The sequence below is a fragment of the Ensifer sp. 22521 genome (genome assembly GCF_052044795.1).
Taxonomy (GTDB): Bacteria; Pseudomonadota; Alphaproteobacteria; order Rhizobiales; family Rhizobiaceae; genus Ensifer.
Map to the genome: position 1 here is coordinate 330,678 of NZ_JBQENM010000001.1, position 14,484 is coordinate 345,161.

Below are 14,484 nucleotides of genomic sequence, written 5' to 3' on the forward strand. Positions count from 1 at the left end.
GCGCGCCAGCCTCAGGCGGCGCTGCTCGAATTCGGGATGATGGAACTGGCGGCAGCTTCCGGAACGTGCAGACCACATTCGCGCTTCTCGTCGTTTTCCCACCACCAGCGGCCGGCGCGCTCCGGCTCGCCGGGCTTGATGGCGCGGGTGCAGGGCTCGCAGCCGATCGACGGATAGCCGCGGGCGTGCAGCGGGTTGACCGGAACGGCATTGGCGGCGACGTAAGCACGGATGGTCTCGATGTCCCAGTCCGCCAGCGGGTTGATCTTGATGAGGCCACGTTCGGCATCAGCTTCCGCGAACGGGGTCGATGCGCGATTGCCCGACTGGCCCCGACGCAGGCCGGTGACCCAGAAGGTTGCCCCTTCGAGCGCGCGCGCAAGCGGCTTCAGCTTGCGCACGTCACAACAGGCATGCCGGGCCTCGACGCTCTCGTAAAAGCCGTTGAGGCCATAGCGCGCCGCATAGGCGTCGATGTCGGCCTGTTCCGGATGGTAGCGCTTGATCAGGATCCCGTAGGTTTCTTCGGTCTTTTCGATAAGGGCGACCGTCTCGTTGAACAGGCGCCCGGTCTCCAGTGTCGCGACATTGATGGACAGCTTGTTCTCGCCGATGGCCGCGGTAATCACCTGATCCTCGATACCGAGCGAGGTCGTGAAGACGGCCTGCCCTTCAAGGCTTGCGACAAGCGCCAGCCGACCGGCGAGATCCAGGCCTTCGAGCGTCTCGTTCAGTGCCTTGGCGGTGGTTTCGAGGGATGACGTGGTCATGGCTGCGTCCTGTTCCAACTTGGTCGGAATATCGCAGCCCAATGCGACAATGGACAGAAATAGCGGTTTCTAATGCTGTTTGTTTGGAGCAAATCTGCCTCTCAGAACGAAAGGCAGCGAAAAACCGAATATAGACTAGTAATTTACTAGATTTTGTACTGTATGGCTACGACGGCAACCCTTGAAGAGGAGGCGCGAACCTTGCGGGCCCGCGCCTCCTGCCAAGGGGAGAGCCAGACCGTCAGAACGCTGCCCAGCCGGCCTCCTGTGCCTGCGGGGCACTGCGATAGGCCGTGGCGAGTTTGCGGCCCAGGGCGCGTGCGGGCGAAGGGGCAGCAATCTCGCTCGTCACGAGGCGTGGTGCCGCCGCTTGGCCGTTGCCCGTCTTGAAGCGCATCAGCAGATCGTTGAGCGCGCCGGCCTCGCGGGCGAGGCTATGGCTCGCGGCGGTCGATTGCTCCACCATTGCCGCGTTCTGCTGCGTTCCCTGATCGATCGCGTTCACCGCCGTGTTGATCTGCTGGATGCCGGCGGCCTGTTCGCGGGCGCTTTCGACGATCGCCGTCACGTGGCTGCTGATCTCCTTGACCTCGGTGATGATGCTTTCGAGCGCCGTGCCGGTTTCGCGCACCAGCGTGACGCCGGATTTGACCTGCTGGCCAGATGTGGCGATCAGCACCTTGATCTCCTTGGCGGCCTGCGCCGAGCGCTGGGCGAGCTCGCGCACCTCCTGGGCGACGACGGCAAAGCCCTTGCCGGCCTCGCCGGCGCGGGCCGCCTCGACGCCGGCATTCAGCGCCAGGAGGTTCGTCTGAAAGGCGATGTCGTCGATGACGCCGATGATGCTGGAGATTTCCCGCGACGAGGCTTCGATGCCACTCATCGCGGTGACGGCGTTGCCGACGATCTCGCCGGACTTCTCTGCTGCACCGCGGGTGCGCGTCACCAAGGTGCCTGCCTCCTCCGCACGCCGGCTGGCATCCGCCACGGTGGTCGCGATCTGGTCCAGTGCAGCCGCCGTTTCCTCGACCGAAGCCGCCTGCTGTTCTGTGCGCTTGGAAAGGTCACCGGCCGCAGAGCGGATTTCGCTGGCGCCGGCATTGATGCTGCGGGCGTTCTCGCCGACTGAGCGCAGCGCATCTTCGAGATTGGTGACGGAGCTGTTGAAGTTCGTGCGTAGCGTGTCGAGCCGTTCGGCAAGCGGCGTGTCGATGCGATAGGTGAGGTCGCCTTCCGCCAGCCGGTCGAGACCGAAGCCGAGCGCATTGACCGCGGTCTGGATCTCGGCAGCTTCCTTGACCTTCTGCGCCTCGCGCTGCTCGCGCTCGCGTTCGGAAAGTGTTCGACCCGCCTCCGCTTCCTGCTCGAGCCGCTGGCGTTCGAGCGCATTGTCGCGGAAGACAGCGACGGCACCCGCCATCTGGCCGATCTCGTCACGGCGGCCTTCGCCGAAGATCGTGGCCTTGAGGTTGCCGGCTGCAAGCTGCCGCATGGCCTCGCACAGCTGCGTCAGCGGCCGAAAGAGACCGGCGGCCACGAACCAGACTGTTGCCCCGAGAAGCGCGATGGCAAAGGCGGCGATCATGACCTGCCAGCGTGTCAGGGTGTCCTTTTCCACCTTGGCCGCCTCCAGCTCCTGGTCGGCTTCCGCGAGCTGGAGCTTGACCAGGGCGCCGATCGGTTCGGCCAGCGGATCGATGGCCGCGTAAAGGCGGCTGTCGATAAACCGGCCGAACTCGGCGATGTCCTGTCGATCGATGATCTCGAGCATGTCCCTGACCGCCTGCTCGCTGCCGACGCGGGCTGCGTCGAAGGTCTTCGCAAGCTTCTTTTCCTCAGGCGTCAGTCTCGTTGCTTCATAGGCGCGCCATTGTTCGTCGATGGTGGCAAGCGCCGCGTTGATCTTCTCCTTGCCGTCAGCCCACCCAAGCGCGCCGCTTCGCATCTTGTGGGTCGTATCGACGATTTCGACGGCGTACATGTCGGCGACGGTATCGAGCTGCGCCACCGGCAACAGCCGGTCGGCGACGATCGATTCGGTGCGCTTGGAGATCGATGTCATCGCATTGAAAGCCGTGACGATCATGACCAGCATGGCGACGGCGAGCAGGGACAAGCACACGAGCAGGCGTGCTTTGATTGTCATGAAAAACGCTCCTCGGTTGCCCGCAAGGCAAATCATCCTCGGCCGGTGACCGCGGACAAGGCCGCATGGTCATCGGGAAGCGAGCTCGCCTTGGCAGGGAGTAATGACGATGATGGGGATGGAGCACGCGTTACTACGCGGCGAAACTGCCCTCATGGCACGTTCGCCCAGCGTTCACTCCGTCTTATCTAGACATAACAACCGGAGATTAAGAATGGCTAAATTTTAAGGTGTTGAACAAAGCTCGCGCAACCCATGGTCATCGCAACCACAGGAGGCGGTTGGCGATGCTCAAGAAGTGTTGAAGACCACATCCTTTCGCAAATCGTTCTTCGGGTTCAAGCTGCCGCCTCTCCGAAACAGGCGAAGGAGCACGCACATGTTGAAAGCCATTTCACGCCGTGGCGTTGCAGCGGGTGTCCTGACGGCGCTTCTGGTCACCGGCGCCTATGCCCATCACGGATGGTCCTGGGCCGAGGCCGACCAAATCGAGCTCAAGGGCATCATCCGCGAAATATCGATGGCGCCGCCGCATCCGACCTTGCAGGTGGAAACGACCGCGGATGGCATGTGGCACGTCGAACTCGGCAATCCCCGGCAGACGGAGCGCTCCGGCTTTGTGGAGGGATCAGCCAAGGCCGGTGACGCCGTCGTCGTTCTCGGCAACCGCTCGCTCGACCCGAACGAAAAGCGCATGAAGGCGGTGCGCATCACGGTCTCCGGCAAGACCTATGACATCTATCCGGAACGCATCCGGGCCGGTGGATGAGTGGGGCGGAGCTTGTCGAATGGATCGCCGGCTGGCCGGTCGGCGCTGCGCTCAGGCGTTCGGCGCTTCTCTATCTCTTGGTCAATGCGGCCCACATTCTCGCGATCGGGCTGCTGATGGGCGCCATCGTGCCGTTGGATTTACGGTTGCTCGGTTTCTTCGGCAACACCTCACTTGAAGTGCTCGGACCGTTTCTGTCGCGTGCGGCGGCAGTTGGCTTAGCATTGGCGATCACCACTGGCTTATGCCTCTTCAGCGTGCGCCCGGCGGCCTATGTCACGAATGCTGCCTTTCTCGCAAAGATCGCTCTGCTGGGGATCGGTGCCGTCAACGCTGTCAGTGTGCATATGGGCGGCGCCTGGCGGGCCGCCGTAAATGGCGGCCCGGTCTCATGGCGTCTTCGCATCCCGGCAGCCGTCTCGCTGACGGTGTGGCCGGCAGCGCTCCTGGCTGGGCGCTGGATCGGCTTTCTCTGATGCTGGTTCTATCGGTCGTTGGCCGTTTTCCACGCGGGGAGGGCTGGCTCCTGCTTGAGCGCTCTGCCGCGCACGAACTGCAGCGTCGCTTCGGCCACCCGTTGCCCGAGATGCGTTGCGGTGGCGAGATCGGATTGCGGCGGCGCAAGATCGGCCCCCTGGTCGACATTCGACTGCGCCCCAGCACCCAGCCAGAAGCCTAACCGGTTGAGATCGTCAGAAGATCCTGTGGTCGAGTGGTTGGCCGGCGGCAGATCGAGGTTGATCCAGTGCATGCCGTGCTGGGCAGCAAAGAGTGCAAGTTGCATCAGCGTCGCGAGCTTGTCGCCGGAAGCGGTTCCCGAATTGGTGAAGCCAGCGGCAATCTTGTCTTTCCAGAGATAGCCTTTGGCCATCACCGCGTTCGAACTTGCCTCCTGGAAAGATTTGAACGCGGCTGATGGACCCCCGACATAGGTTGGCGTGCCGAAGATGATCGCCTCAGCCGAGAGCAGATCGTTCCACCGGTCCGGTGCTTCGTCGACGGTCAAGAGCAGGCATTGCGTGCCGTCGACCCGCTCGATTCCGGCTTTGACGGCTTCCGCCTGACGTGCGGTGTGGCCGTAGCCGCTGTGATAGATAACGGCGATGCATATGTTGCTCATGGTTTGGTCTCCATTGGTTTTGGGTGATGGATCTGCAGCGCGCGAGCGAAGACGCGCGCCGGCGGCGCGTTGCACGTTGAAGGCAACGCTGGTCAGGATCGGTTGATGGGGCGGTGGGCTCTACAGTGCCGCGCTTCTTATGAGACGCGCAAAGGTCGCTGTAGCACTTTGCCTTGCTGCAAGTTTTTGTCCTTAAATCGGCTACGATTTAAGGAAACATGCAGCAGCGACCGCGTGCGATCGTCAGGACGCAGTCACTGTCGTTCAATGAATGGCGTGACCATCGAACTGCCTCAGCGTCCCCGGGAGATGTTTGAGCTTCTCCGGATTACGCGTGACATAGATGGCGGTGATCCGGTCCTGTTCGATCTCAAGGGCGGTTGTCTGCAGGATCTCGCCGTCTTCGAGGGTGATGAAACCGGGTAGCCCGTTGATGAAGTCGTAGCGCACGAGCCGCGACATCGTCTCTGCAAAGATCAGAGCCAGCGACGCGTGGAGTTTCATGACCTTGTCGAAGCCCACGATTGGCCGTCTCGGCGCCACTGTCTTGCCGCCGCCGTCGGCATAGACGATCGCCTCCGTTGCGAGCAGCGACCGAAGCTGCTGCATGTCGCCGCTACGCGAAGCCGCGAAGAAAGCGCAGGCGATTTCGAGGCCCTGTTCCCGGGGCATGACAAAGCGGCGACGAGCGCTGCGGATATTGACGCGGGCGCGGCTGGCAAGTTGACGGCAGGTCGCCGGTTTGCGGCTGAGCGTCTCGCCGATTTCATCGAAGCTGACGCCGAAGACATCGTGCAATAGAAACGCGGCCCGTTCGAGCGGCGACAGGCGCTCCAGCGCCATCATCAGTGGCAAGGTGATGTCGTCGAGGTCGTCGTTTTCCTCGACGACCGGTTCCGGCAGCCATGGTCCGACATAGGTCTCGCGTCGGTGCCGCGCCGACTTCAACTGATCGAGGCAAAGTCGCGTCACGATGCGGCGCAGGAAGGCTGACGAATCCTTGACGGCGGTGCGGTCGGCGTCGAGCCAGCGCAGGAATGCCTCCTGGACGACATCCTCGGCTTCGCTGACCGAACCCAGCATCCGATAGGCGATGCGGATCAGTCGGGGACGCAGCGGCTCGAAGATCGTTCTGACGTCTTCGTCGGTCATCACGCCCCCCATCGCCGTTCGGGGCAATCGGCTATGGCATGGCCGGCAGGCACGAGCAGCCATGATGTCATTGCCGCTGGAGTAACGGCAAGCAGGTCCAGCCTCGGTGTCATGTTCGTCTCCTTCTTCTCGGGCACTCGAGAAGATAGGACGAGATAGCGTCGGCGAACGTGACATGCCGCAGACATTGCGGCTGTCGAATGCGAGGAAAAAGTGCCGCCTAGAGCATCCCGCTTTCAAGTGGAATCACTGAAAGCGGATAAGATGCTCTAGAATCAAAGTGCTAGAGCGNNNNCGCTCTGGTGCACGCGATCCTTATCGGTCGCTGACCTCCCAGCGCGGGTTGATCCACGGCTCCTGGTTGGAGCGCGCCAGCGGCTGCTTGCCGAGAATGTGGTCGGCTGCCTTCTCGCCGGTCATGATCGACGGGCTGTTGAGGTTGCCGTAGGTCACATGCGGGAAGATCGAGCTGTCGGCGACGCGCAGGCCATCGACGCCGATGACGCGGGTTTCCGGATCGACAACCGCCATCGGATCGTCCTTGGCGCCCATCTTGCAGGTGCCGCAAGGGTGATAGGCGCTTTCCAGGTGCTCGCGCAGGAAGTCGTCGATCTGCTCGTCCGACTGCACCTTCTCGCCCGGCTGGATCTCCGGGCCGCGATAGTGATCGAAGGCCTTCTGGCCGAAGATCTCGCGGGTGAGGCGCACGCAGTGGCGGAACTTCTCCCAGTCCTCCGGGTGGCTCATATAGTTGAAGCGGATGACAGGATCGGCCATCGGATCGGAGGAGCGCAGCGTGACGTTGCCGCGGGACTTGGAAAGATTGTAGCCGACGTGCACCTGGAAGCCGTGGGTGTTGGCCGCCGCCTTGCCGTCATAGCTGATCGCCACCGGCAGGAAGTGGTACTGGATATCCGGCTGTTTGACGCCGGGTGCGGAGCGCAGGAAGGCGCAGGCCTCGAACTGGTTGGAGATGCCGAGGCCCTTCTTGAAGAACAGCCATTGCGCGCCGGCAACGCCCTGCCAGAACCAGGGCAGCCAGGAATAGAGCGAGACCGGCTTGGTCGAAATCTGCTGGAAATAGAATTCCATATGGTCCTGCAGGTTCTGGCCGACGCCGGGCCGGTCGACCTTCACCTCGATACCCATGTCCTTGAGGTGCTGTGCCGGACCAACGCCCGAGAGCATCAGCAGTTTCGGCGAATTGAACGATGACGCCGAGACGATCACCTCACGGTTCGCCTTGACGATCTCGATCTTGCCGCCGCGCTCGATCTCGACCCCGGTCGCGCGACCGTTCTCGATGACGATGCGGCGGGCGAAGCAGCGCACGAGCGAGACGTTTTGCCGTTTCATTGCCGGCTTCAGGTAGGCGTTCGCCGCCGACCAGCGCCGGCCCTGCCAGACGGTCTGCTCCATCAGCCCGAAGCCTTCCTGCTTCGAGCCGTTGTAATCGTCGGTGAGTTCGAAACCGGCCTGTTGGCCCGCTTCGATGAAGGCGTGGAACAGCGGGTTGTGGACCGGGCCGCGCTTGACGTGCAGCGGCCCGTCGGTGCCGCGCCAGCCGGCTTCCCCGCCATGCGAATTTTCCATGCGCTTGAAATAGGGGAGCACGTCCGCATAGGCCCAGCCGCGTGCGCCGAGCTCGTCCCAGCGGTTGTAGTCTTCCGCATGGCCGCGCACATAGACGAGACCGTTGATCGAGGAGGAGCCGCCGATCACCTTGCCGCGCGGCGCGGTGATGCGCCGGTTGTTAAGATTCGGTTCCGGTTCGGAGAGATAGCCCCAGTTGTAGCGCTTCATGCTCATCGGCCAGGCAAGGGCCGCCGGCATCTGGATGAAGGGGCCGATATCCGAGCCGCCATATTCCAGCACCAGCACCGTGTTCTTGCCGTCTTCGGACAAGCGGTAGGCGAGCGCCGAACCGGCGGAGCCGGAGCCGATGATGATGTAATCTGCCTGCATAAGCGTGGTCTTTCTTCTAGCGTCTCGCGTTCGACCTATCTGGCGCTTTCACCCCTCATTCCTGTGCTTGTCACAGGAATCCAGCCAAGCGACGTCTGTCGCTTGAAGACTCTTGTGCGCCACAGACGTGGCGCTGCTGGATCCCCGGAACTCGCTTCGCTCGCCCGAGGATGAGGGAGGTGGAGCCGCCTCTCGATGGAGGGGCCCCAATTCTCAATACGGCGCCTGTACCGGCCCCATGCCGACATAGACGGTCTTCAATTCGCTGTAGTGGTTGAGCGCGGCGACCGAATTCTCGCGGCCGAAGCCAGACTGCTTTGAGCCGCCGAAGGGGATCTCCACCGGGCAGAGATTGTACGTGTTGATCCACAGCGTCCCGGCTTCCAACTGATCGACCACGCGGTGCGCGCGGGTGATATCGGCGGTGAAGACGCCGGCGGAAAGGCCGAATTCGGTGGCATTGGCCCGAGCGATCACCTCGGCCTCATCGTCGAAATCGAGCACGCACATGACCGGCCCGAAGATCTCTTCGCGCGCGATCGTCATGTCGTCGGTGACGTCGGCAAAAACCGTCGGCTGGATATAGGTGCCTTCTGCGTTGACGGCATTCGGAATGCCGCCGCCGGTCAAAAGCCGCGCACCTTCGGCCTTGCCCTTTTCGATATAAGAGAAGACCTTGTCGCGCTGCGGCATCGAGACCATGGGGCCGAGCTGCGTCGCCTCGTCCATCGGGTCGCCGATGACGATCGCCTCGGTGCGGGCCTTCAGCCGCGCCAGGAACTGCTCCTTGATGCCCTTGTGCACGAAGACGCGGGTGCCGTTCGAGCAGACCTGGCCGGTCGAATAGAAGTTGCCGAGCATGGCACCGCCGATGGCGCTCTCGAGGTCGGCATCGTCGAAGACGATCAGCGGCGACTTACCGCCAAGCTCCATGGTGACGTGCTTGAGTTCGGCCGCCGCCGCACCCGCCACCTTCTTGCCCGTCGGGACCGAGCCGGTCAGCGACACCTTGGCGACATCGGGATGGTTGACGAGCAGCGGACCGGTCGTGCGGTCGCCCTGGATGACGTTGTAGAGGCCCTTCGGCAGGCCGGCCTCGACCAGGATCTCGGCGATCTTCAGCGCGCCGAGCGGCGTGTTCTCCGACGGCTTGAAGACCATGGCATTGCCGGCGGCAAGCGCTGGCGCACCCTTCCAGCAGGCGATCTGCTGCGGATAGTTCCAGGCGCCGATACCGACGCAGACGCCGAGGGCCACGCGCTTGGTATAGGCAAAATCGCCGCCGAGCGGGATGTAGTCGCCGTTGAGCGCCGTGGCGATGACGCCACCGAAGAATTCGAAACTGTCGGCACCGGACGTCGGATCGGCGACGATCGTCTCCTGGATCGGCTTGCCGGTGTCGAGTGTCTCGAGTTCGGAGAGCTCGCGGTTGCGCTCGCGCATGATCTCGGCAGCACGCTTCAGGATGCGGCCGCGGGCCGTCGGGCTCATCGCCGCCCATTCCGGCTGGGCGCGCTTGGCCGCGGCGATCGCCTTTTCGACGATGGCGGGCGTTGCCGCGTGCAAGCGCGCGATCACTTCGCCGGTTGCCGGATAGATGCTCTCGATGACGGTGCCTTCGATGTCCTCGACATATTCGCCGTCGATGAAGTGCGAGGCTTGCGGTTGGGCTTTCATCTCATTCTCCTCGCGGATAGCGTTTGGATTCCTCGAGATTGTCGAGGTTCATATGGTTGCGCATGTAGCGCTCGGATGCTTTCTGCAGCGGCTGGTGATCCCAGGGGTAGTAGGCGCCGTTCCTGAGCGCCTCGTAGACCACCCAGCGCCGCGCCTGGCTTTCGCGCACGGCCGCGTCGAAAGCCTCCATGTCCCAATGAGCAGCGCACATCTCGCGGAAGGCCTGCAGCGTTGCCGCCTGCACCGGCGTTTCCGGATGGGCCGCCAGATTCTTCAGTTCCAGCGGGTCGGCGTCGAGATCGTAGAGCTGATCCGGATCGAGCGCGCAGTGGATGTATTTCCACTTGCCCTCGCGGATGGCGACGAGCGGGGCGTAAGAAGCTTCCGCCGCATATTCCATCAGCACCGGCTCTGAGCGCTCCTCACCGTTGATCATGGGCACGAGACTGATGCCGTCGGTCCACGGCTTCACCTCGTCCATGGATATGCCGGCGAGATCGGCAAGCGTCGGCGTCACGTCGAGATTGGAGGTCGGGGCCAAGTGCAGACCCGGCGTCACACCGGGGCCTGCGACCATCAGCGGCACGCGGGCTGAACCTTCGAAGAAATTCATCTTGAACCACAGGCCGCGCTCGCCGAGCATGTCGCCGTGATCCGAGCAGAAAAGGATCAGCGTGTCGTCGAGCATGCGGGTGCGCGTCAGCGTGTCGATGAGCTCTCCGACCTTCTCGTCGAGATAGGAGATATTGGCGAAGTAGGCCTGGCGCGACCGGCGGATATTGTCTTCCGTCAGTTCGAAATTGACATAGTCGCAGGAATGCATGATGCGCTTGGAATGCGGGTCCTGCTGGTCCTCCGCCAGCATGCCGATCTCGGGCAGCAGATGCTCGCAATCCTCGTAGAGATCCCAGAATTTCTTGCGCGCCACATAGGGGTCGTGCGGGTGGGTGAAGGAGACGGTCAGGCACCAGGGACGGCGCGTCGCATCGTCGTTTTCGCGCGAAAGCTGGTAGAGTTTTTGGTTGGCGAGGAAGGCGACCTCGTCGTCATATTCCATCTGGTTGGTGATCTCGGCGACGCCGGCGCCGGTGACCGAGCCGAGATTGTGGTACCACCAGTCGATGCGCTCGCCGGGCTTGCGATAGTCTGGCGTCCAGCCGAAATCGGCCGGGTAGATGTCGGTCGTCAGCCGTTCCTCGAAGCCGTGCAGCTGGTCCGGGCCGACGAAATGCATCTTGCCCGACAGCGCCGTGTAGTAGCCGGCGCGGCGCAGGTGGTGTGCATAGGTCGGGATCGAGGACTGGTACTCGGCGGCGTTGTCGTAGACGCGGGTGCGGCTCGGCAACTGGCCGGCCATGAAGGAGGCGCGGGCAGGGGCGCAGAGCGGCGACGAGGTGTAATTGTTGCGGAACCGGGCCGAGCGGGCGGCGAGTGCCTTCAGGTGCGGTGCATGCAGGAACGCGGCCGGTCCGTCCGGAAAGAACTTTCCGTTCAGCTGGTCGACCATGATGATAAGGATGTTCGGTCTTGCGGTCATGCGGCCGTTCCCTGGTATGTGAGCCGATCGATGTGCGAGGTGACATAGTCTTCGGTGAGCGCGATCGAAGCCTCGATGCTTATCGGCGCGGAACGCAGACTCTGGCGGATATAGAGCCCGTCGATCATCGCAGCTGCGCCTTCGGCAATGCGTTCCGCGTCATCATCGGCACAAAGCGTCTTGAGGCTCGCCAGCAGATTGGACCGCAGGCGCCGGGCATAGACCACGAGCAGCCGCCGCACCTCCTCAGACCGTTGCGCCTCCGAATAGAAGGCGAGCCATGCGGCAATCGTATCTGGGGCGAACTGGCTTGCCTGGAAGGAGACGCGGATCAAGGCGCTCAGCCTTTCGCGTGGGCCTGCCACCGTGCGAAGCGCCGTCACCGTGTCGTCGCGCAACTGCCGTAGCAGGCTGCGGATCGTCTCGATCAGCAATTGTTCCTTGCTGCCGAAATAGTGGTGGGCAAGGGCAGGGGAGACGCCGGCGTGGCGGGCGATCTCGGACATGGTGACGGTCAGCGTGCCCTGGTCGCCGATCACGCGAAGTGCTGCGTCCACCAGCGCCTTGCGGCGCACTGGCTCCATTCCGACCTTTGGCATCCGTCTCTCCCTTGACGGAGGTCAGTTTATTTTTGATTGACTCATCAATCAATAAAAATCTTCGGTGTTTTCGCTTCCCTTTTTCGAAGAAATCCGGCTCAATCCTCCCGGTAGCGATCCCGCGATCTGAAGGACTGGAGGTTGAAATGACCCATGCATTCGATCACGCCGACAAGACGGCGGTTGCCCGCAAATGGGGGTGGTTCGTAGCACTCGGCGTGCTGCTCATCATGTGCGGTGGCCTTGCCTTCGGCAATCTGCTGATGGCCACGGTCGCTTCGGTCTATTATGTCGGGATCATCATGCTGGTCGGCGGGCTTTTCAATCTCGCCCACGCCTTCCAGGTCAAGGGCTGGGACAGCGTACTTTACTGGGGGCTCAGCGGCGCCTGTTATACGATCGCCGGCCTGTTTGCCTTCATCAATCCCTTGCTTGCCTCGTCCTTCCTGACCTTCGTGATGGCGATCGCCCTCATCGTCGCCGGCTGCTTCCGCATCTGGGTCGGTCTCAAGCTCAGGCCAGTACAAGGCTGGGGATGGGTGGCACTCGGCGGTCTGGTCACGCTTGCCGCCGGCCTCATCATCGCCGCCGGCTGGCCGGTCAACAGTCTCTGGATCCTCGGCCTTTTCCTCGCCGTCGACCTGGTGATGCAGGGCCTGTCGCTGATCGCCTTCGGCGTGCTGGCGAAGGGATAACCGCCCCCTTCCTGTGGGGTTCCGAGCTGGGTGCCCGGCCGTACGAAAGCGGCCGTTATCGGCGCCCGGGCAACCGCAGCAATCGCTCATGAAACTACTGATTTCATTAGAATGTTTGCAGTAGATCAAGGGCGGTAGCGACTGTCATATAGCTTTCATCAAAGCTTCATAATGGGGAAAGACTTCGTTGATAGTTGGCGGCCATGCTGCCGGCGTCCGATCGTCCGTTCCCCTGTCTCTGGAGCCCGGCATGTCCGCCGCCCCCGCCGAAATCCTCTCGTTGCGCCGGTTCGGCGACGACCAGATCGTCACGCTCGCCAAGCTGGTGATCGAGAGTGCCTTCCAGCCGATCGCCGAAGCGGCGACCGGCACCGTCTTCGGTTACGAATCGCTGATGCGCGGCTTCCAGAAACTGGGCTTTGCCTCGCCGCTGGAACTGCTCGACAAGGCGGAAGAAGCCGGGCAATTGCTGGCGCTGGAGCACATGATCAACAGCCGCGCCGTCGCCGGCTTCGCGACGCTGCCCGATCATTCCGCCCGCACCCTGTTTCTGAATTTCGACTCGCGCCTCGTCGGCGGCGAGGGCGAAATCGTCGAGCGCCTCGTCAACCATCTGAAGCGCGCCGGTATCGCCCCTTCGTCGCTCTGCTTCGAGCTTTCCGAGCGTTTCGACAGCGGCAAGATGCCGGACTTCTCCGCGCTCGTGCGCGATCTCCGGCTCGCCGGCTTCAAGCTCGCCATTGACGATTTCGGGGCTGGCTTCAACGGGCTGAAGCTGCTCTGCGACCAGCCGGTCGATTACGTGAAGATCGACAGGCACTTCATCTCCGGCATCGAGGCTGACGCCCGCAAGCGCCACCTCGTGCGCCACACCGTCAACACCGCGCATGTGCTTGGTACGCGGGTCATCGCCGAGGGCGTCGAGACGGAGGCGGAGTTCCTCACCTGCCGCGACCTCGGCTGCGATCTCGTGCAGGGCTATTACGTCGCCCGGCCGACCACCCATCTCAGCGAGCTTCTGCCCGCCTATCCGCATCTCGATCAGAGCGTCAGCGTGAGGCGACCCTCGTCCTCGCTCGACAGTATCCTGATCCGCAAGCAGATCGAGCAACTGCCGACGGTGCGCGAAAGCGATGAACTCGATTCCGTCTTCGATCTCTTCCGGCGAAACCCGCGCCAGGGCTTCTTCCCGGTTCTGAACGCCAATGGCGAGCCGCGCGGCATTCTGCATGAGTATCACGTCAAGGAGCTGATCTATCACCCCTTCGGCCGTGATCTCCTCAAGAACCGGATCTACCAGCGGCGGATCTCGCATTTCGTCAGCCCGGCACCGATCGCCGATCTCGATACGCCCGCGGATGAAATGCTGAAGATCTTCGCCGGCATGGACGGCAGCGATTGCCTGATCCTTACGGAGAACATGCGTTACGCCGGTACGCTTTCGGCCTCGTCGCTTCTGAAGATCATCAACGAAAAGCAGCTCAAGATGGCGCAGGAGCAGAACCCGCTGACGGGCCTGCCCGGCAACCGCGCCATCCGCGACTACGTCCAGGACGCGATCCTCGACGGCGATCAGGCCCGCTACTTCTGCTATTGCGACTTCGACGACTTCAAGCCGTTCAACGACACCTACGGCTTCCAGAAGGGCGATCTCGCGATCACGCTGTTTGCCGCACTCCTGCGCCGTCACTTCATCGGTGAGGAGAAGTTCCTCGGCCATGTCGGGGGAGATGATTTCTTCGTCGGCATCAGCGGCTGTTCGGTCGAGGAGCTGGAGGCGGTGCTGAACCGCCTGCTGGACGATTTCCGCTCCGACGTGCGCCAGCTCTACTCGGCGGAGCACCAGGCCGAGGGCCGCATCAGCGGCCATGGTCGTGACGGTGCGCCGAAGGAATTCGCGCTGATGCGCTGCTCGATCGCCGTCCTTGGGCTGCCGGAGGGCTTCGTCTTCTCCGATGCCCAGGCCGTCAGCGCCCGCATTGCCGAAATCAAATCCCGCGCCAAGACCAGCGAAGCCGGTCTTGTCATGGACGCACTCGGCGGCTGATTTCCCG

Annotated in this window: 12 protein-coding genes; 4 read left to right on the forward strand and 8 right to left on the reverse strand. The window is 62.8% G+C overall.

Annotated elements, in window-relative coordinates:
• Positions 1–11: 11 nt before the first annotated feature.
• Positions 12–770, reverse strand: coding sequence for a phosphoadenylyl-sulfate reductase (locus tag ACTJKE_RS01535; protein ID WP_058325511.1), 759 nt, complete (start codon positions 768–770; stop codon positions 12–14).
• A gap of 241 nt (positions 771–1,011) precedes the next feature.
• Positions 1,012–2,916, reverse strand: a complete 1,905-nt coding sequence (locus ACTJKE_RS01540; protein ID WP_057250591.1) for a HAMP domain-containing methyl-accepting chemotaxis protein — start codon at positions 2,914–2,916, stop codon at positions 1,012–1,014.
• A 379-nt stretch (positions 2,917–3,295) separates the two neighbouring features.
• Here ACTJKE_RS01540 and ACTJKE_RS01545 point away from each other — a divergent pair, with 379 nt between their 5' ends.
• Both ACTJKE_RS01545 and ACTJKE_RS01550 read left to right on the forward strand, forming a co-directional pair.
• Positions 3,296–3,685, forward strand: a complete 390-nt coding sequence (locus ACTJKE_RS01545; protein ID WP_057250589.1) for a DUF6152 family protein — start codon at positions 3,296–3,298, stop codon at positions 3,683–3,685.
• Positions 3,682–4,161, forward strand: a complete 480-nt coding sequence (locus ACTJKE_RS01550; protein ID WP_057250587.1) for a hypothetical protein — start codon at positions 3,682–3,684, stop codon at positions 4,159–4,161. The genes ACTJKE_RS01545 and ACTJKE_RS01550 overlap by 4 nt, the downstream gene beginning before the upstream one ends.
• A gap of 8 nt (positions 4,162–4,169) precedes the next feature.
• Here the strand turns inward: ACTJKE_RS01550 and ACTJKE_RS01555 are convergent, their stop codons facing one another.
• From ACTJKE_RS01555 to betI, 6 genes are all read right to left on the reverse strand, one after another.
• A complete protein-coding gene (locus ACTJKE_RS01555; protein ID WP_057250584.1) occupies positions 4,170–4,805 on the reverse strand; it encodes a flavodoxin family protein in 636 nt (211 codons plus the stop codon).
• A gap of 264 nt (positions 4,806–5,069) precedes the next feature.
• Positions 5,070–5,957: a sigma-70 family RNA polymerase sigma factor gene (locus ACTJKE_RS01560; RefSeq protein WP_440659820.1), complete on the reverse strand. Its 888-nt coding sequence runs from the start codon at positions 5,955–5,957 to the stop codon at positions 5,070–5,072.
• A gap of 315 nt (positions 5,958–6,272) precedes the next feature.
• A complete protein-coding gene (gene betA / locus ACTJKE_RS01565; RefSeq protein ID WP_440659818.1) occupies positions 6,273–7,922 on the reverse strand; it encodes a choline dehydrogenase in 1,650 nt (549 codons plus the stop codon).
• A gap of 213 nt (positions 7,923–8,135) precedes the next feature.
• Positions 8,136–9,599, reverse strand: a complete 1,464-nt coding sequence (gene betB, locus ACTJKE_RS01570) for a betaine-aldehyde dehydrogenase (protein ID WP_058325515.1) — start codon at positions 9,597–9,599, stop codon at positions 8,136–8,138.
• A 1-nt stretch (position 9,600) separates the two neighbouring features.
• Positions 9,601–11,136, reverse strand: a complete 1,536-nt coding sequence (betC, locus tag ACTJKE_RS01575; RefSeq protein WP_112995355.1) for a choline-sulfatase — start codon at positions 11,134–11,136, stop codon at positions 9,601–9,603.
• Complete coding sequence (gene betI, locus ACTJKE_RS01580; protein ID WP_112995356.1) at positions 11,133–11,735, reverse strand: transcriptional regulator BetI; 603 nt, start codon at positions 11,733–11,735, stop codon at positions 11,133–11,135. The genes betC and betI overlap by 4 nt, the downstream gene beginning before the upstream one ends.
• A 146-nt stretch (positions 11,736–11,881) precedes the next feature.
• On the opposite strand from betI, the gene ACTJKE_RS01585 reads away from it, so the two are divergent.
• Both ACTJKE_RS01585 and ACTJKE_RS01590 read left to right on the forward strand, forming a co-directional pair.
• Complete coding sequence (locus tag ACTJKE_RS01585; RefSeq protein ID WP_057250571.1) at positions 11,882–12,430, forward strand: HdeD family acid-resistance protein; 549 nt, start codon at positions 11,882–11,884, stop codon at positions 12,428–12,430.
• A 250-nt stretch (positions 12,431–12,680) separates the two neighbouring features.
• Entirely contained in the window at positions 12,681–14,477 is a 1,797-nt protein-coding gene (locus tag ACTJKE_RS01590) for an EAL domain-containing protein (RefSeq protein ID WP_440691069.1), read from the forward strand.
• The last annotated feature ends 7 nt before the right edge of the window (positions 14,478–14,484 follow it).